Source organism: Telmatospirillum siberiense (assembly GCF_002845745.1).
GTDB lineage: Bacteria > Pseudomonadota > Alphaproteobacteria > Rhodospirillales > Magnetospirillaceae > Telmatospirillum > Telmatospirillum siberiense.
In genome coordinates, this window is record NZ_PIUM01000032.1 from 44827 (window position 1) to 62972 (window position 18146).

The 18146-nt window shown below is 63.3% G+C and carries 11 protein-coding genes; 2 read left to right on the forward strand and 9 right to left on the reverse strand.

Features of this window, described 5'->3' with window-relative positions; translation table 11 throughout:
* Window positions 1-6: 6 nt before the first annotated feature.
* The 4 genes from CWS72_RS21770 to CWS72_RS21785 all read right to left on the reverse strand — a co-directional run bounded on the left by CWS72_RS21770 (window position 7) and on the right by CWS72_RS21785 (window position 4347).
* Window positions 7-1290, reverse strand: coding sequence for an NAD(P)/FAD-dependent oxidoreductase (locus tag CWS72_RS21770; protein ID WP_101252757.1), 1284 nt, complete (start codon window positions 1288-1290; stop codon window positions 7-9).
* On the reverse strand, window positions 1287-1652 hold the full coding sequence (locus tag CWS72_RS21775) for a c-type cytochrome (protein WP_199175871.1): 366 nt from the start codon (window positions 1650-1652) through the stop codon (window positions 1287-1289). The genes CWS72_RS21770 and CWS72_RS21775 overlap by 4 nt, the downstream gene beginning before the upstream one ends.
* Before the next feature lie 63 nt (window positions 1653-1715).
* Entirely contained in the window at window positions 1716-3881 is a 2166-nt protein-coding gene (locus CWS72_RS21780) for a xanthine dehydrogenase family protein molybdopterin-binding subunit (protein ID WP_101252758.1), read from the reverse strand.
* 16 nt (window positions 3882-3897) lie between these two features.
* Complete coding sequence (locus tag CWS72_RS21785; RefSeq protein WP_101252759.1) at window positions 3898-4347, reverse strand: (2Fe-2S)-binding protein; 450 nt, start codon at window positions 4345-4347, stop codon at window positions 3898-3900.
* A 263-nt stretch (window positions 4348-4610) separates the two neighbouring features.
* On the opposite strand from CWS72_RS21785, the gene CWS72_RS21790 reads away from it, so the two are divergent.
* Window positions 4611-5273: a phosphatase PAP2 family protein gene (locus CWS72_RS21790; RefSeq protein ID WP_101252760.1), complete on the forward strand. Its 663-nt coding sequence runs from the start codon at window positions 4611-4613 to the stop codon at window positions 5271-5273.
* A gap of 394 nt (window positions 5274-5667) precedes the next feature.
* Here the strand turns inward: CWS72_RS21790 and CWS72_RS21795 are convergent, their stop codons facing one another.
* The 3 genes from CWS72_RS21795 to CWS72_RS21805 form a co-directional block, all read right to left on the reverse strand.
* Window positions 5668-7839: a malate synthase G gene (locus tag CWS72_RS21795; RefSeq protein ID WP_101252761.1), complete on the reverse strand. Its 2172-nt coding sequence runs from the start codon at window positions 7837-7839 to the stop codon at window positions 5668-5670.
* Window positions 7840-7956: 117 nt separating this feature from the next.
* Window positions 7957-10557, reverse strand: coding sequence for a hybrid sensor histidine kinase/response regulator (locus tag CWS72_RS21800; protein WP_158240772.1), 2601 nt, complete (start codon window positions 10555-10557; stop codon window positions 7957-7959).
* A 56-nt stretch (window positions 10558-10613) separates the two neighbouring features.
* Entirely contained in the window at window positions 10614-11405 is a 792-nt protein-coding gene (locus CWS72_RS21805) for a response regulator transcription factor (protein WP_101252763.1), read from the reverse strand.
* Window positions 11406-11674: 269 nt separating this feature from the next.
* On the opposite strand from CWS72_RS21805, the gene CWS72_RS21810 reads away from it, so the two are divergent.
* Window positions 11675-13687: a methyl-accepting chemotaxis protein gene (locus CWS72_RS21810; protein ID WP_101252764.1), complete on the forward strand. Its 2013-nt coding sequence runs from the start codon at window positions 11675-11677 to the stop codon at window positions 13685-13687.
* 282 nt (window positions 13688-13969) lie between these two features.
* Here CWS72_RS21810 and CWS72_RS21815 read toward each other — a convergent pair whose 3' ends face one another.
* Both CWS72_RS21815 and CWS72_RS21820 read right to left on the reverse strand, forming a co-directional pair.
* Window positions 13970-15958 (reverse strand): methyl-accepting chemotaxis protein, encoded by a 1989-nt coding sequence (locus CWS72_RS21815; RefSeq protein ID WP_158240773.1) that lies wholly within the window; start codon window positions 15956-15958, stop codon window positions 13970-13972.
* A 285-nt stretch (window positions 15959-16243) separates the two neighbouring features.
* The gene (locus CWS72_RS21820) at window positions 16244-17884 is read right to left on the reverse strand and encodes a lactate permease LctP family transporter (RefSeq protein ID WP_101252766.1); all 1641 of its coding nucleotides are present in this window, start codon (window positions 17882-17884) and stop codon (window positions 16244-16246) included.
* Window positions 17885-18146: the final 262 nt, after the last annotated feature.

An 18146-nucleotide genomic window follows, 5' to 3' on the forward strand; every position in this document is an offset into this window, starting at 1 on the left:
AAAGCCTCAACCGAAAACCTCCGCCGTGATCGTCTTGAACCAGCCTTCGGCATAATGGGCTTCCTGCTCGCGAAACGGTCTTGTCGCATCCAGGGGACTGATTCCCCCCGCACCGGCGACTTCCACCAATTGACCGCCGGCCGGATGGTAGACTCCGGCGATGCTGATGCCGTAGTCGGGGGCGACCAGGCTGTAACAGGTGTTGATCAGCTTGGGTTCCCGCGGCTCTTCCCCGACCAGAAGCTTTTCCACGGTTTGCGCGCAGGCCTTGGCCTGGGCATTGGCGGCGAAGGCCGACTTGGGCATGGCCCCGGCGATGGCGGCATCCCCGATCACATGAATATGGGGTTGCAGGATCGATTCGAAAGTCTCCGGGTCGATCGGGCACCAGCCGGTATGGTCGGCGACGCCGGCGATCTGCGCGATCCGTCCGGCCCGCTGCGGCGGAATGACATTGGCGACGGCGGCTTTGTGGGTGTCGAAGTCGGTGGTGAGCGTCATCGCCGCCGGATCGACCGAGGTCACCTTGCCGCCGGCGGAAAGCCCCACCCATTCGATCATGCCGGGATAAAGCTCCTTCCAGGCGTTTTCGAACAGCCTTTGTTTCGAGAAGGCGTCCTTGGCGTCGAGAATGAGCAGTTTGGATTTCGGCTTCTTCCGCTTCAGGTAATAGGCGATCAGGCTGGCCCGCTCGTAAGGGCCGGGTGGGCAGCGGAAGGGATTGGCCGGAGCCGCGATCACTACCGTTCCGCCGTCGGGCATGGCGGAAAGCTGCCGGGCCAGAAGCTCGGTCTGCGCGCCGGCTTCCCAGGCGTGAGGCATATGCTCGGCCGCCGCCTGATCATAGCCGGGCAGGGCGTCCCAGCGCAGATCGATGCCGGGTGCGACCACCAGACGGTCGTAGGTCAGCCGCGATCCGTCGCTCAAGGTCACCACATGGGTCTCGGGATTGACCGCCGTGGCGGCGGCGAGATGCACCTCGACGCCGCTTTGGGCGATCTTTTCATAGCCGAACTGTTGCTGGGACAGCGTGCGCAATCCGGCGATCACCGCATTGCTGAAAGGGCAGGAGACGAAGATCTGGCGTTGTTCGACCAGGCTGACCCGCACTTTCGGGGAAAGCCGTTTCAGGGCCCTGGCACAGGTCGCGCCGGCGAACCCGCCGCCGATGACCACCACATGCTGCGCGGCACCTTGCGCCAAGGCGGGCCGGGGCAGCAGGGCGACGGCGCCGATGGCGGCGGAGCGCTTGAGGAACGTCCGCCGGTTTGTGGGCTGATCGGCCGTCATGGTTGTTTCTCTCCGTACCATTCGGCGATGGCGCGGATTTCCGCGTCGGTGAATCCCTTGGCGATGCGGTCCATCACCGTGGCTGGACGCTGGCCGCTGCGGAAGGCGGCCAGTGCCGCGACGATCTCGTCGGGTTTGCGGCCGACGAGACGGGGCGCCGGCGTGGCCACCGAGGGATCGGTCGCGTGGCAGCCCGAACAGGCGCTGGCCCCGGGCGGCGGTTCGGTCACGGCCGCGGATTGCGCCGCGCCGAAGGACGTCAGGCAAAGGGCAACACCGATGAACAGGGATGAACAGGGATGGGCGAGGATGCGCCGCCGGCCATCGGTCTCGCTCCCCGGCACATTCTTATCTGTGTTCATCGGTGTTCATCCGTGTTGTTCAAGGCTTTTCCGTGCCCCAAGGATGTCCGTGTCGTCTCGCCATCAGGCCGATTTCAGATCATGCTGGGCCAGGGGGATCGCGCGGATGCGCTTGCCGGTTGCCTGGAAGACGGCGTTCAGCACCGACGGCGCCGCCACCGCGATGGTCGGTTCGCCGACGCCGCCCCAGAAGCCGCCCGTGGGCAGGATCAGGGCTTCGACCTCCGGCATCTCGTCCATGTGCAGCACGGTGTAGGTGTCGAAATTGGTCTGTTCGATGGCACCGTCCTTCACCGTGCATTGGCCGTAGAGCATGGCCGAGAGGCCATAGACGAAGGAACCGGCGACCTGGCGTTCGATCTGCGCCGGGTTCACCGCGTAGCCGGGATTGGTGGCGGCGACGATCTTATGGATCGTCACTTTGCCGTCCGGGCCGACCGACACCTCGGAACAGGCGGCGACATAAGAGCCGAATCCCATGATCTGGGCCAGGCCGTGATGGCGGCCGGGCGGGGCCTTGCCATAGCCGGCCCGCTCGGCCACCGCGTTCAGCACCTCGAGATGCCGGGGCTTCAGCATCTTGCGGCGGAACTCCAGGGGATCCTGACCGCTGGCGTGAGCCAGTTCGTCGATGAAGCATTCCACATAGATGGCGTTGTGATTGGTGTTCACGCCCCGCCAGAAACCTGCCGTGATGTGGGTGTTGCGCATGGCATGGTCGATCAGCAGGTTGGGGATCTCGTAGCCGAAGGCGCTTTCGGCGCCACCGGCGTTCAGTCCCTGGAAGACCACCGGATCCATGCCGTTCTGCAGGCTCTGCGGGGCCAGCGAGGCGAGAATCGACTGGCCCGACAGACGCATTTTCAACGCCACCAGCCTGCCCTCGGCGTCGAGGCCGCCGGTCAGCTTGCATTGACTGATGGGATGATAGGCGTCGTGCGTCATGTCCTGTTCGCGGGTCCAGATCAGCTTGATCGGCGTCCCCGGCATCTGCTTGGCGATCAGCACCACCTGGCGGACGTAGTCGGAGCGCCCGCGCCGTCCGAACCCTCCCCCCAGCAGCATCTTGTAGACGTCGCATTTGGAAACCGGCAGTTCCGCCGCTTCGGCCGCCGTCGCCAGTGCCGCCTCGCCGTTCTGCGTGGGGGCCCACACCTCGCATTTGTCGGGCGTGTAGAGCGCCGTGGCGTTCATCGGCTCCATGGTCGCGTGGCTCTGATAGGGATAGCTGTAAACCGCCTCGACGGTCTTGGCCGCGCCGGCGATGGCCGCGGCGGCATCGCCGGCCTTGTTGCCGACATAGGCCTCTTGCGCGGTCAGTCCCTCGGCCAGCAGGGTGGCGATGGAGGCGCTGGAGACCGTGGCCCCAGGGCCTTCGTCCCAGACGACGGGCAGCGCGTCGATGGCGGTCTTGGCGTGCCAGAAGGTATCGGCGATCACCGCGACGCCCGAATCGTCCACCGGCACCACGCGTTTAACGCCCGGCATGCCGGCGATCTTGGTGGCGTCGAAGCTTTTGATCTTTCCGCCGATGACCGGGCAGTCGCGGATGGCTGCGACCAGCATGCCGGGCAAGGCCAGGTCGATGCCGTAGATCTGCTTGCCGGTGACTTTGGGGGCGGTGTCCAGACGCTTCAACCCCTGGCCGGCGATCGTCCAATCCTTGGGGTCCTTGAGCGCCACCTCCTTGGGCGGTTGGAGCTTGGCCGCAGCCGCCGCCACCTTGCCGTAGGTGGTCTTGCGTCCGGTCGGCTGGTGGGTGATCACCCCCTTCGAGACGCGACATTCCGTCACGGGGGCCTTCCAGCCTTCGGCCGCGGCCCGCACCAGCATTTCCCGGGCGGCGGCTCCGCCTTGCCGGACATAGAGATGGGATTCACGGATGCCGCGGCTGCCGCCGGTCGAAAAATTACCCCAGACCCGGTCCCGGGCGACGTTCTGGCCGGGGGTCGGATATTCGGTGGTCACCTTCGACCAGTCGCATTCCAGTTCCTCGGCCACCAGTTGGGCGAGGCCGGTCAGGGTTCCCTGTCCCATTTCCGAGCGCGCGATGCGGACCACCACGGTCTCGTCGGGACGAACCACCACCCAGGCGTCGATTTCCACGCCGGCGGCTGTTTCGGCGGCCCGCTCCCTGCCGGCGGCGAAGGCAAGGGGGAAGCCCACGGACAAGCCGCCGCTCACGGCGGCCGATGTCACCAGAAAGGCGCGGCGGCTGAGTCCCGGCATGACGATGTTCTCCTGTTCAAGCCTTGGCAGCGGCGTGTATCGCCTGGCGCACCTGCTGAAAGGTGCCGCAACGGCAGATGTTGGTGATCTCGCTGTTGATCTCGGCGTCGGTCGGTTGCGGCTTGTCCTTCAACAGGGCCGCAACCGCCATGATCATTCCGCTCTGGCAATAGCCGCACTGGGGCACGTCATGTTCGATCCACGCCTTCTGCACCTTGTGCAGGACGTCGCCCTTGGCCAGGCCTTCGATGGTGACGATCTTCTGGCCTTCGATCGATCCCACGGGAACCGAGCAGGAACGGGTTGCCACCCCATCGATATGGACGGTGCAGGAACCGCATTGGCCGATGCCGCATCCATATTTCGTGCCGGTCAGGCCGAGATTGTCGCGCAGTACCCACAACAGCGGCGTGTCGGGTTCGACGTCGATCGTATAGGCTTTTCCGTTGACGGTAAGAGACGCCATCCGTTCCTCCCGGCCGCGGCCGCAGGCTTTTGCTGAAGGATTTTTTAACGAAGAAAGCGATACCTCAAGGGTGCTCCCGCGATGGTGCCACGGTTCCGGGAGCGAAAAAACCTGAAGTTATAAGTGGGGATTGTCTTTCTTATATTTCAATTTTTAGTTGTCAATAGGGGCTGGTCGCCGGATCGTCACTGGACAGAACGCATCGCCCTGTCCGACAGTGCCCGGGCGTCGATCATCGTCCGCCCGCATAAGGAACGCCGTTCTTGTCCTTCGAGCATCGCTCCGCCGCCGCCAAAGTCTTGATCTGGGGTTTCGCCTGTGCGGTTCTTGTCGGTTTTTCGATCGCCTTTCTGGATCGCGGCATCGCCACCTGGACGCATGGGCATTTCCATGGCGTGCGCTTTTTCGTATGGCTGACCTGGCTCGTCGAACCGGTTCCCTATCTCGCCGCCGGCACGCTGGCCGGCCTGGCCGTGGCCATGCTGTGCGGCTGGCGGCCCGACGCGCGGGGGCGCCAGATCCTGGCCTGTTGTCTGGCGACGCTGGTGGCCCTGGCCTTCAAGGAGCAGCTCAAATATTGTTTCGGACGCACCTGGCCGGAAACCTGGGTCGATGGCAATCCCTCGTGGATCGGGCAAGGCGTCTTCTCCTTTCTGCCGTTCCACGGCGGCCGGGGATGGGCCTCGTTTCCGTCCGGCCATACGACGGCGGCGGCGGCGCCGATGAGCGTGCTGTGGATGGCTTTTCCCCGGTTGCGCTGGATTTGGGCGGGATTCGTCCTGCTGGTGGCGGCAGGCCTTCTGGGTGCCGACTACCATTGGTTAAGCGACATCATCGCCGGAGCATTCCTGGGGACGGCCTGCGGAGCGGGCATGTCCGCTTTGATGCGGGGGGCTAAACCAATGGGTATCCGGGAGCATGACTGAAAAACCGGCGGGCCAATCTTTTGGCGCCGCGCCAGCCGGTATCCGCGCGTTGTAGTGTTTCTCTCCATATCCGATTGCAATGGGAGGGATGCCATGAATGCACCGAGATGCGCCTGGTGCGGAGGGATGCTCGACCAGAATCACGACCGGACGAGTTTCTGCGGCCCGGCTTGCCGGCGCGCCCATGAGGATTGGTGCGCGCTGCGTGCCGCGATACGGGGGCAGGCGGTATCGCGGTGGCGCGATCTGCAACCGCGCTCCCAGGGGGCGTGGGCATCCGGTTTGTCTCATGACGCGGCCGCAGGGGCATTCCCGCCGCGCTGAATGATCGTTGCCCCGGCGTCCCTGCCCGGAGGCTAAGCCCTCTCCCACGAGGGGAGAGGGGCTTTCGCCCCTACCCGCCGAACTTCGCCTTGGCTTCGATGCGTCTTTTATGCAGGAGCGGTTCGGTGTAGCCGCTGGGCTGCTCTCGGCCCAGAAAGATCAGATCGCGGGCGGCCTGGAAGGCGACGGATGCGTCGAAGTCGGCGGCCATCGGGCGATAGGCCGGATCGCCTTCGTTCTGCTTGTCGACCACGGCGGCCATGCGTTTCAGGGTTTCCATGACCTGATCGGCCGTACAGACGCCGTGATGCAGCCAGTTGGCGATATGCTGGCTGGAGATGCGCAAGGTGGCGCGGTCCTCCATCAGGCCGACGTCATGGATGTCGGGCACCTTCGAACAGCCGATGCCCTGATCGATCCAGCGCACGACGTAGCCCAGGATGCCTTGCGCGTTGTTGTCGAGCTCCTGGGCGATTTCCTCGGCCGACCAGTTGGGGCGATCGGCCACCGGAATGGTCAGGATGTCGTCGAGGCTGGCGCGTGGCCGGGACTTCAGGGCTTCCTGGCGGGCGGCCACATCGATCTTGTGATAGTGGGTGGCGTGCAGCGTCGCGGCGGTGGGCGAGGGGACCCAGGCGGTGTTGGCGCCGGCGGTGGGATGGACGATCTTGGCGGCCAGCATGTCGGCCATCTTGTCGGGCATCGCCCACATGCCCTTGCCGATCTGGGCGCGTCCCCGCAGGCCGGCGGCCAGGCCGTTGTCGACGTTCCAATCCTCATAGGCCTTGATCCAGGCCGAGCTTTTCATGTCGCCCTTGCGGATCATCGGCCCGGCCTCCATCGAGGTATGCATCTCGTCGCCGGTGCGGTCGAGGAAGCCGGTGTTGATGAAGACCACCCGGTTGCGCGCCGCGCGGATGCATTCCTTGAGATTGACCGTGGTCCGCCGTTCCTCGTCCATGATGCCCATCTTGATGGTGTTGAGGGGCAGGCCCAGCACCGTCTCGACGCGGGCGAACAGGTCGCAGGCGAACGCCACCTCCTCTGGCCCGTGCATCTTCGGCTTGACGATATAGATGGATCCGGCCCGGCTGTTCTTCCTGGGCCCCTTGATATCGTGCAGCGCGATCAGCGAGGTGAACAGCGCATCCAGGATGCCCTCGGGCGCCGGACTGCCGTCGGCCAGCCGCACGGCGTCGATGGTCATCAGGTGGCCGACGTTGCGGATCAGCATCAGGCTGCGTCCGGGAAGCGTCAGGGCTCCGCCCCGGGCGCTGGTATAGATCCGGTCGTCGTTCAGCGCCCGGTGCACGGTCTTGCCGCCCTTCGGAAAGGCGGCGGTCAGGCTTCCCGTCATCAGGCCCAGCCAGTTCCGATAGGCCAGGACTTTGTCCTCGGCATCGACGGCGGCGATGGAATCCTCCATGTCCTGAATGGTGGTGACCGCGGATTCGAGGACGACATCGCTGATGCCGGCCGGATCGTCCTTGCCGATCGGATGGGCGGCATCGAAATGGATTTCGATTCTGAGGCCATGATTGCTCAGCAGCACCAGGGATGGTTGTTCGGCCTGTCCTTGATAGCCCAGGAATTTTCCGGGTTCGGCCAACCCGGAAACGCCGCCGTCGGCGAGGCCGACCTCAAGGCGGCCCCCGGCGATCCGATAGACCTTGGCCTGGTGGTGCGAGCCCGAGGCCAATGGCGCCGCCATATCCAGGAAATCCCGGGCGGCGGCGATCACCTTGGCGCCGCGTTTCGGATTGTAGCCTCGTCCGGGTTCCGCGCCGCCGTCGGCGGAAATGGCGTCGGTCCCGTAAAGCGCGTCATAAAGACTGCCCCAGCGGGCGTTGGCGGCATTCAGCGCATAGCGGGCGTTCATCACCGGCACCACCAGTTGCGGTCCGGCGATCAGGGCGATCTCGGGGTCGATCTGGGTAGTGCCGATGGAGAAATCCGGCCCCTCCGGCAGCAGATAGCCGATCTCCGTCAGGAAGGCCTGATAGGCCGCCGGATCGAAGACCTTGCCCCGGCGTTCGCGATGCCAGGCGTCGATGGCGCTTTGTAAGTCGTCGCGACGGGCAAGCAGGGCGCGGTTGCGCGGCGTCAGATCGGTCAGGATGGACTCGAGCCCCGCCCACAGGGCGTCGGGCGCGACGCCGGTTCCGGGAAGAACCTCGTTGGAAATGAAGTCGTGGAGAACCTTGGCGATCGAAAGACGGCCGGATGGGATCCAGTTGCTCACGGTGACGTTCCTTTTCCCTTGTCGACGGGTAATTCCGGCGAGCCGTTGATCTGACTTGTTCGCCGGTATGACTATCCGGCGATCTTGACGGCCGATGCCACCCTCCGTCAACGAAGCCTAATGTTTAACCCGCATTTCCCGACCGCGGACATTGAGCGGTCCGGCCAGCTTGTTCAACGCGGGGAAATCGAGTTGGCGGGCGGCGGTATGGACCCGGTCGGCGAAAATCGCGCAGCGCGGCTCCCTGATTTTCAGGCGTGCGGCCCATGTCATGATGTCGCTCACCTGTCCCGCTTCGATCATTGCCCGCAAAATTTCCATGTCGGTCTCGTTCGGGGGATATTCGTCCGGGATCTCCGTCGCGGGCGATTCGCCTGTCTCCTCGGGGGGTTCCTCCCATTCAAGGTCGAGCAGGTCGCCGATGTGGCGCAGCAAAACCTCGTGATCGATCGGCTTCAGGAGATGCCGGGTGAAATCCAGGCCTTGCGGAAAGTCTTCCGGCCGGGCGGCCGGGGCCGCCGACATCAATAACACAGGCGCTTCCGGCAGAAGTTCCGACAGGGTGCGCAACACCATCCAGCCGTCCCCGTTGGCCATGAACTGGTCGGTGAGGACGATGTCGGCCTTTGTGAAGGAACGGCAAAGGTCGACCGCGGCCTGCCCGCTACGCGCCTCGACGACGGCGAAGCCGTGGTCGTGAAGCAGACGGGCGAGGACGTGGCGATTGGCGTCCTCATCGTCGATCAGCAAGACGGTTCGTCTCGTTCCCCGATAATTGGAAAGAGCCGATCCCGCCGTCGGAGACGGTTCCACGGCATCCAGATCCGCCGGTTCGGCGAAGATGTAAAAGCTGAAGCAGGCGCCTTCGCCCGGCCGGCTCTCCACCGTAAGCGTTCCCCCCATCATTTCGACCAATTGGCGGGAAATCGCCAATCCCATTCCCGCGCCCTTGCCTCCGTTGCCGGCTGTTCCGCCACCGCGCTCGAAAGGCCGGAAGATGCGTTCCTGATCGCTCAACGGGATGCCTTCCCCGGAATCGGTGACGGCGAAATCAAGGCGCAGCTTGTTTCCGGCCCTTTCTCCGCCGATACGGCAATCCAGCCGGATCCATCCGTTTTTCGTATGGCGCGCCGCATTGACCAGAAGATTGTCGAGCACTTGGCGGACCCGGTTCTCGTCGAGCAAGACCCCGTGCCGATTGGCGCCGATCATCCGCAGGGAAACCTGATTGCCGTTGCGCGCGGCCAGTATTTTCGCGTTCTGCACGACGCCGTGCAAAAATGTATGCGGATTGACGGTTCTCGGGGTCAGCGAGAGTTTACCGGCGATGCAGCGGGTGTGATCGAGAATGTCGTCGATCATGCGCAGCAGATGCCAGCCGCTTTCACGGATAATCGCCAGCCCCTCGGTCAACAGCGACTGGTTGGATGAGCGCGATAGCAGTTGCGCGTTGCCGAGGATGGCATCCAGGGGCGTTCGCAACTCATGGCTCATCCGCGCCAGGAACTCCACCTGGGAGGCGCTTTCCGCCCGGGCGGATTCCAGGGAATAGACCATGATGTCCTTATGAACGGCGAGGCCGATCAGGCCTGTGGGCAAGGTCAGCAGATATTCCCACGAATAGCCGAGGGATAGTTCGCGGCTGCCGCTTCCACCCATGAAGGCGTCGAAAATCCGATGGGCCAGGATGAGCACGGCGGAGGAATAGGCGAACAGCAGATACCCCGATGCCGGCAGCCGGTCGCGCCACCCCAGCCAAAACAGTACGGCGGCGTTGACCATGATGGCCAGGGCCAGGATCGCCAGAAGGCGAATCGCCATCCCATGGTTGATTCCCGTACCGCTCCAGGCCGTCGCGACGACGACGGCGGCCAGCATCATCAGCAGCAGGCGGTCCCAGTTCGGATATCTTTGCCGGCTGCCGACGAACTGGCGGACGAACAGGATGAAAAAGGATAGGGCGGCCCCCAGCCAGCCGGTCTGGACGCGGATATCGAAGGCTTGGTCGGCCGGAAGTATGTAAGTCGGCAGCAAACCGGTGAAACAGCTGTCAAAAATGGCCTTGGTGAACTGAGAGGCGCTGAAATAGAGATAGGCGCGGTCTTTCCACTGCAGATAGATCATCAGCGGGAAGATGGCGGCCATCAGCAGGCCTCCGATGGCGACCGCCTGCAGGAATTCCACCCTGCGGTGCTCACCGGCATAGGTTTTGGGATCCCATAGGGTTGGGCTCAGATTGATCGAGGATTGCGAGGCGACGCGGACCAGAACGGTCCTGGTTTCACCGGCCGCCAGTTTTATCGGCAATGCCGGATCGGTCGAAAGAGCGGGCCGGGTGGCGGGGGCGGTCGCTGTTCCTGCCTCTCTGCGTCGCCACCCGCCAGCGGAGACGGATTCGAAAAAGCTGACCCGTTGCAGGCGTGAATGGCCAAGCACCAGCAAACGTTCCTCGTCTTCCGGACCCGGGTTGGTGAGGGATAGGCGCAGCCAGAACGCCCGATCGGAATATCCCCTTTCCAAGCTCTGCGATGTCGCGGGCACCAGCCGGCAGGCATCGGACGGGATATCGGCGACGTCCAGATCGGGATCGCTTTCGCACCAGTCCACCTTGTCCGACAAATCGATCCGCGGCGACGGGGTCAACTCGACGGGCTCGGCCGCGTCGAGGCGGCCGGCAAAGATCATGACCATGAGGAAACCGATGATCGGGAAGGCCAACCGTCGTCCATGACGTCCTGCCGGCCCGGGGCAAAATGTCGTCATGGCGTGGCTGGTCAAGGCGCCTCCGCCGTTGCCGGGGCATCCGGGATCGGCCGCCGCGTTTTCCGCCGCAGGTCGCGGGGCGGAAAACCAAACCGTTCGTGGAACGCCTTGGTGAAGTTCGCCGGCGTGGAATATCCGAGATGGTCGCCGATCAGCGAAACCGGAGTATCGGTGTGGCAGATCAGGTGGTGAGCCCGCCGCAACCGCTCCTCGCGCAGCCAGCCGAAAACGGGAAGGCCGCAGCACGCCTGAAAGGCCTTGTTGATACGGCGTCGGTTGGTTCCCAACAGGCGGGCCAGGTCGTCCAGCGACGGCGGATTGGTAATCGTCTCGTTGAGGAGTTTCTGCGCCCCCTGTACCAGGACCGCATCCGTGGAGGTTTCTTCCGGTGGAAAAGCGCCGGGGTCAGGGAGCGGGAGCAGGCTGTCCTTGGGCGCAAGGCGCAGGTGCACCCCGACGCGGGCCAGCACCTCATCCTCGTTGAACGGTTTGCCGATGTAATCCACCGCCCCCAGGGCAAATCCCTCAAGCCGTTCGTCCAGGTCGTTCGCCGCGGTCAGAAAAATGACGGGGATCACCTGGGTGGCCGGATTGGCCTTGAGGCGCCTGCAAGTGGCGAATCCGTCCATTCCCGGCATGCGGACATCCAACAGAATGAGCGAGGGCTGCTGTAAAACGGCCTGCTGATATCCCTTTTCGCCATCCAAGGCCACGCTGACCCGTAACTGCCGCGCCGTCATCATGTCCATCAATAGGCGCAGATCGGTGAGGGAATCGTCGATCAGAAGCAGATCTGTCGGCACTGTTCGTCCATTTGGAGATCGTGAAGACACGCCACAAAACCTTTACCAGGGATGGTGTCGTCGGCCTCGCCCAAACTGTTTTCTCTTGGGAAAAAGTTCCGCGAGGAAAAGTGTTCGTCCCTTAGAGAGTACCCAGATTATCCATAAAAGCCATATAGCTATTCTGTATTTCGCGCGAATCCCGCTTTAAGGGTTCAATCAAAACCGGATGCGCCGGGGCGGACCGTCGCCCAGGCTGCCGGTTCAATGGTTTTGGGGGCCGGACGGTCATGTTCAACAACTTGAAGATCCAGTACAAACTTGCCCTGGTTTGTTCATCGTTCCTCATTCCGATTGTTTTGCTGCTTTATCTTTTCGTCGGCCAGACGCAGAAGGACGTCGTCTTCGCCGCGAAAGAACAGTTGGGAAGCCAATATTTTTCCGCGCTGAGAAGCGAACTTTCGGTGCTGCTCGCCGCCTCCTGGGGGGAGGCTTCGGGAGCGGAGCTCAAAACGGCAAGGAACGATGTCCTCAAGTTGGACAGCGCCATCGGCGGCGAGATGAGCCTGGGCGATTCGGCCGTGAAGGCCGGCGAATTGACCGGGACGGCGGTCGACCTGCCCAAGGGGAGCCCGACGGCCGCCTTCGACGCGGCCGTCGAGGCGGTGGCCGATCATATGGCCAGGGTCGAGGACGGATCCAACCTCACGCTCGATCCCGATCTCGACAGTTATTACATGCAGGACTTCGTCACGGTGAAAATGCCGGCGGCGATGATCGCCGCCAGCCGGGCTCTGGCGGCGACCGTTCCGATGATTTCCTCGGCCGATCCCTCTCCGGAAACGATCGTCGCCTTTCTCACGCAGAAGGGGGCGCTGGTCGGCGCCCTGGCGGGACTGGACGGCGATTACGTCTCCGGGCAACGGGGCAATCCCGACGGCAGCGTGAAAGCGGCGCTTGACGGTCCCTATGCCCAATTCGTCGCGAAGGCGTCGCAATTGACCAGGCGGATCGATCTCGCCGCCTCCCGGGATGCCGCCAAGCCATCCGAGGGCGAGTTGCGGGAAGCCCATGTCCAGATGCAAAAGGCCGCCGATCATTTGGGCAAGGCGGCGTTGGGCGAACTCGACCACCTGCTCCAGGCGCGGGTCGACGGACTTAACCGGAAGATGTTCCTCAATCTGGCGATCACCCTGCTGGTTTTCGTGGGCTCTTGCGCCCTTGCCTGGATGATCGCCTTGTCCATCGCCCAGCCCTTGCGGCAATTGACCGATGGATTGTCCCGGGTGACGAAAGGCGAGCTCGATGACGCCTTTCACGGTCAGGAACGCAAGGACGAGGTCGGCAATATCGCGCGGACCGCCGACATTTTGCGGTGCAACGAAATCCAGCGGCGAACCCTGGAGCAGGCGGCGGAACAGGAACGCCTGCGCAAGGAAAGGCGCACCGCGATCATCAATCGCCTGACCGAAGATTTCGATCGGAAAATCGTCGATGTGATGATGTCCGTCGCCACGGAATCGAAACGGCTCCGTCAGTCGGCGGCCGGCATGACAAGTGTTTCGGACCGGACCCTCGAACAGGCCAGTTCGGTGGTCGCGGCCAGCGATCAGGCGGCATCCAACGTGCAAACGGTTGCCGTGGCGACCGAGCAGCTTTCCACGTCGAGCCGGGAAATCGCCGAACAGATCCAACACAGCAGCCAGATCGCCCTCAGCGCCGCCGACGAGGCGCAGACCAGCGACGGGCTGGTGCGGGGATTGGCCGAAGCCGCCGGCAAGATCGGCGACGTGATCAGCCTGATCAACGATATCGCCAGCCAGACCAACCTGCTGGCGCTTAACGCCACCATCGAGGCGGCCCGGGCCGGCGAGGCCGGGAAAGGCTTTGCCGTGGTCGCCGGCGAGGTCAAGAACCTGGCCAACCAGACCGCGCGGGCCACCGGAGAAATCAGCGGTCAGATCGCCGAGGTGCAGCAGCGCACGGAAAACGCCGTCGCGGCGATCCGCAATATCGCCGCGACGATCGCCCAGATGAACGAGATTTCCGGCGCCATCGCCGCGGCGGTGGAGCAGCAAGGCGCGGCAACCGAGGAGATCGCCCGCAACATCCAGGAGGCGCACCAGGGCACGGCGGAAGTGGCGCGCCATATCGCCGAGGTGGGCAGCGACGCCAAGGAAAGCAATGGCGTCGCCCGGGAGGTGCTGGAGACGGCCGAGGATCTCAGCCGGCAGTCGGATACGTTGCGCAAGGTCGTCGACAGCTTTCTCTCCGGGGTGCGGGAGGAAAGCGTGGCGCAATAGGGGAGGTTAGGGCGTTCAGACATTCCTTCTTCTGTGGAGAAAAGAGTGTCGTTCGCCAGCATTGCTTCGTCTTCGGCTCGCGAACGACAGATTTTTTCACCGAAAAATAAAGATGTGTGAATGCCGTCGCTCTCAAGAGGAGAGGGAATACTTTAAGTCAGTGCATTGACACAAACAGAAGATTCAACGATTCCGTCAATGCACTCCAGCCCGCGCGGCGATTGAGCGTTGAAAAAGCGGAGTTTTTTCGCTCTTGCAGAGTCTAACGCATATGGGGCGTCGTCAGAGCTTGCGTAAGCCCCCCAGGAAGCCCTGGACGCGCTCGCGCAAGCCGTCGACCTCGGAGACCATCAGATCGACCGAGACCAGGACATTGCTGGCTTCCGCGCCGGTTTGACGGCTGTTGCCGGCAACCCCCTGGATGGTTTCGGTGACCTCCTGCGTGCCTTGCGCGGCGAGCTGGACATTGCGGGCGATCTCCTGGGTGGCGGCTCCTTGCTCCTCCACCGCCGCCGCGATGGCGGCGGCGCCTTCGTTGATTTCTCCGATCGCGCCGGTAATGGCGCGGATGGCGACCACGGCCCCCTGGGTGGTGGCTTGAATGCCGCTGATCTGCTGGCCGATTTCCTCGGTGGCCTTGGCCGTCTGGGTGGCCAGGTGCTTGACCTCATTGGCGACGACGGCGAATCCCTTGCCGGCGTCGCCGGCCCTGGCCGCCTCGATGGTGGCGTTCAAGGCCAGAAGATTGGTCTGGCTGGCGATATCGGTGATCAATTGCACCACCTCGCCGATGCGCTGGGCGGCACGATTGAGTTCTTCGACGGTGGTATTGGTCTGTTCGGCCTGGGCACTGGCCTGTTGCGCGGTCGAGGCGCTGGCATGAACCCGGGCGCTGATCTCGCTGATGGAGGCGTTGAGTTCCTCGGTGGCGGCGGCGACCGTCTGGACGTTGGTGGCGGCTCGTCGGGCGGCCGCGGCGACCTGCTCGGCCTGTGACGAGGCATTGTTGGCCGTTGACTGCATCTGGCCGGCCGTATCGCGCAGCGACGACGTTGTCGATCCGAGAGAGGTCATGGCCTGGTCGGCGGTGGTATCGAAATCGCGACACAGCGCTTCGACCGCCGTGCCGCGGCGCAGTTCGGCTTGTCGCCGGGCGTCCTCCTCGGCGGCCAGGCGTTGCGCGGTGGCGGCGCTTACGCGCAGCTCTTCAAGCGCGTCCGCCATGCTCTTCAGTTCGTCGGCATGACCGAGCGTCGGCACCGCGACACTGTAGTCGCGGTTCGTCAGATGCTGGATGGCGCCCATGAGGATCCTGAACGGCTTGGAAAGACGGGAATGGACGGCAAACCATCCCGTTCCCCCCATGGCTATGGCAAAGAGAAAGACGAAAGCGTCGAACAGCAGGCGATTGCGTGCCGACGTGCTTTGCTGGTCGGCATAGGCGACCACCTCGTCCAGGGCCCGGTAGGCGATATTGGCCAGCGGCTCGAAGGGCTGATTGCACAGCCGGTTGAACTCTTCCACCGGCATCAGCGGCGTGCCGCTGCCGTCCAGCCGGGCGATCAGCCGGTCTTCCTCGGCATGGGCCTTGTTGGTGACGTCGCGGGCGGATTTCATCGCTTCGGCCAGCGCGGGGCTGGCGCCGGGGCGTGACAGCACGCCCTGGAGGGATGCCCAATCGGCGTCCATGGTGGTCCGCATGGTGAGAACCGTATTTTTCACCGCGTCGGTGAGCGGCCGGCCGGTCGAGATGTTGGAGCGGATTACGCATTGGAGACCGTAGCGGTCGCGCAACCGCCAACCCAACTGATGGATGAGCATCAGTTCGCCGATGACCGGATCCGTCATCCGGATACTGTTCGCCAGCGCCAGGGAGGCATCGCCGAACACCTGGGCGATGGCGATGTTGTCGGCGGTCCATGAATCGAAGCTTTTCACATCCCGTTCGGCTTTCGGGCGGGCGATTTCGTCGAAGATCTGCTTGAAATGGCCATCGCTGCTTTGCCAGTGCCGCTCAAGGTCGGTCGGCAGGGATGTTTCGCGGGTGATTGCGACCTGCCGCAGGCTTTGCGCGGCCGCGCTGATCAGCTCACCCATCTTGCGCTTATAATCGGTGATCGCCGCGGCCGGGTCGTCCCTGCCGATGACCGCGCCGCCGATATCCCCCCGGATCACCCGCAATTGGACGAAGGTCTTGAACAGGCTGCGGTCGACTTCGCTGAGGTCACGCGTTGCCTGGGCGTCGGCGTAACTCCGCCAGGCGCGAACCATCCTGTCGCCGGTAACAACGAATAAGGAGAAAGAGAGGAGAGTTATAACACTAAGAAAGACAGTCCTGACGGAGATATTCATCATCATGTCAGCTATCTCAAATAATTTCGAACTTCAATATACCGATATCAGGAGTTCTTGCAAACGTCCAGGCGGGATTACCTATCCTTTCGCTTCCTGCCGATGGTTCAGGGAAAAAAGAAACGCCGCAGCGGAAGGGCTGCGGCGCTGTAAGTTGGATGCGATGGAGAGCTGCCTCGGATATCCAGGCAGCTCCCCGCTGCATCAGGGAATGGTGCCCGGCAGCAGGTAGCCCTGAATGGTGGTCAGGATACCGACGATGATCACGAAGAAGAGGCTGCTTTTCAGGGTGAATTTGAACAGTTCGGATTCGCGGCCGACCATGCCCACCGCGGCGCAGGCCACGGCGATCGACTGCGGCGAGATCATCTTGCCGATGGTGCCGCCGGTCGTATTGGCCGCCACCAGAAGAATGTCGCTGACGCCGATCTGCTGGGCCGTGGCCCCTTGCAGGGCGCAGAACAGGGCGTTGGCCGAAGTGTCCGAGCCGGTCAGGAAGACGCCGACCCAGCCCAGCACGGGAGAGAAGAAGGTAAAGGCGCTTCCCGATTCGGCGAACATCAGGGCCAGGGTCGATGACAGGCCCGAATAGTTGCAGACATAGGCGAAGGCCACCACGGAGCCGATGGTCCAGATCGGCTTCTTGAGGTCGTTCAGCACCTCGAAGAAGGTGGAAACGCCCATCGAGACCTTCGCCCGGACAACCATCATCGAGACGACGGCGGCGACCAGGATCGCGGTGCCGGTGGCCGAAACCAGATTGAGGCTGAAGCTGGCGGGGTAGGCGGTGAGGACCTTGGCGATCGGCGGAGCCTTCAGGACCATCTTGTCCAGATAGGGCACGGCGAAGGTGATCGTGGTCTCGTAAAGGGCGCCGCCCTTGGCGAACAGGACCTTGAAGAAGGGCAGGTTCCAGAGCACCACCGACAAGGTCAGGATGATATAGGGCGACCAGGCCATGAAGATCTGTCCGCCGGTATAGGTTTTGTTCTCGCCGGCGGCCTTGCTGTGCTTGAAGCGGAAGATATTCTTCGGTTTCCAGAACTTCAGGAAGATGGCGGTGCCGATCAGGCTGAAGATCGAGCCCAGGATGGCCGGCAGCTCGAAGCCGATATAGTTGGAGGCGAGCAACTGTCCGACGTCGAAGGTGACAGCAGCCACCAGGACCGCCGGCCAAGTTTCCTTGACGCCTTTCCATCCGTCCATGATGAAGATGACCCAGAAGGGAACCAGCAGCGTCAGCACGGCCAGCACCCGGCCGGCTTCGGCGCCCATCCTGAAGGCGTCAACGCCCGCGACCTGGGCCCCGACGAGGATCGGAATGCCCATGGCGCCGAAGGCGACCGGGGCGGTGTTGGCGATCAGGCAGAGGCCGGCGGCATAGATCGGCTCGAAGCCCATGCCGACCAGCAGGGCCGAGGTGATGGCGACCGGAGCGCCGAAACCGGCGGCCCCTTCGAGGAAGGCGCCGAACGAGAAGCCGATCAGCAGCATCTGCAGCCGCTGGTCCTCGGTGACCGAGACGATGGACGAGCGGATGATCTCGAACTGACCGGTCTTGACGGTGAGCTTATAGAGGAACACCGCGGCAATGATGATCCAGGCGATCGGCCACAGGCCGAAACAGAACCCGTCACCCACGGCGGCCAGTGCGGTGGTGACCGGCATATGATAGAAGAGCACGGCGACCAGCAAGGCGATCACCACGGTGACGGTGCCGGCGACATGCCCTTTCATCTTGAAGACGGTCAGGGCCAGGAAAAAGAAAATGATCGGCAAAGCGGCCACCAACGACGATAGCCATAGGTTGCCCAGCGGATCGTATACCTGCGTCCAAGTTTGCATAGTTGCTCCTCGTGTCGGCCGAGAGCCAATCGGATTGAATGCAGGCGTCGAGGGAGCCACCTTTTGCAGATCGTGGTCTCCCCTCCGCTGATCGTGTCATCCCACTCCCGGATGACGATCGCGCCCAGATCGCTTCCCCCCTTAGATGGCCTTCGGCTAGCCAATGCGGGGAATGGTAAAGTAAATTGACCACTAAAGTAAAGCAGGTAATAAACTCCGCACCGCGTGATGCCACTGGAATGGGGTTTTTCCATCCAAATAG

Bases quoted from the DNA above. Each gene is read 5' to 3' on its own strand.
- CWS72_RS21820 (WP_101252766.1), bottom strand. From the start codon at position 17,884: ATGCAAACTTGGACGCAGGTATACGATCCGCTGGGCAACCTATGGCTA.
- CWS72_RS21775 (WP_199175871.1), bottom strand. From the start codon at position 1,652: ATGAACACAGATAAGAATGTGCCGGGGAGCGAGACCGATGGCCGGCGG.
- CWS72_RS21785 (WP_101252759.1), bottom strand. From the start codon at position 4,347: ATGGCGTCTCTTACCGTCAACGGAAAAGCCTATACGATCGACGTCGAA.
- CWS72_RS21810 (WP_101252764.1), top strand. From the start codon at position 11,675: ATGTTCAACAACTTGAAGATCCAGTACAAACTTGCCCTGGTTTGTTCA.
- CWS72_RS21815 (WP_158240773.1), bottom strand. From the start codon at position 15,958: ATGGTTCGCGCCTGGCGGAGTTACGCCGACGCCCAGGCAACGCGTGAC.
- CWS72_RS21770 (WP_101252757.1), bottom strand. From the start codon at position 1,290: ATGACGGCCGATCAGCCCACAAACCGGCGGACGTTCCTCAAGCGCTCC.
- CWS72_RS21780 (WP_101252758.1), bottom strand. From the start codon at position 3,881: ATGCCGGGACTCAGCCGCCGCGCCTTTCTGGTGACATCGGCCGCCGTG.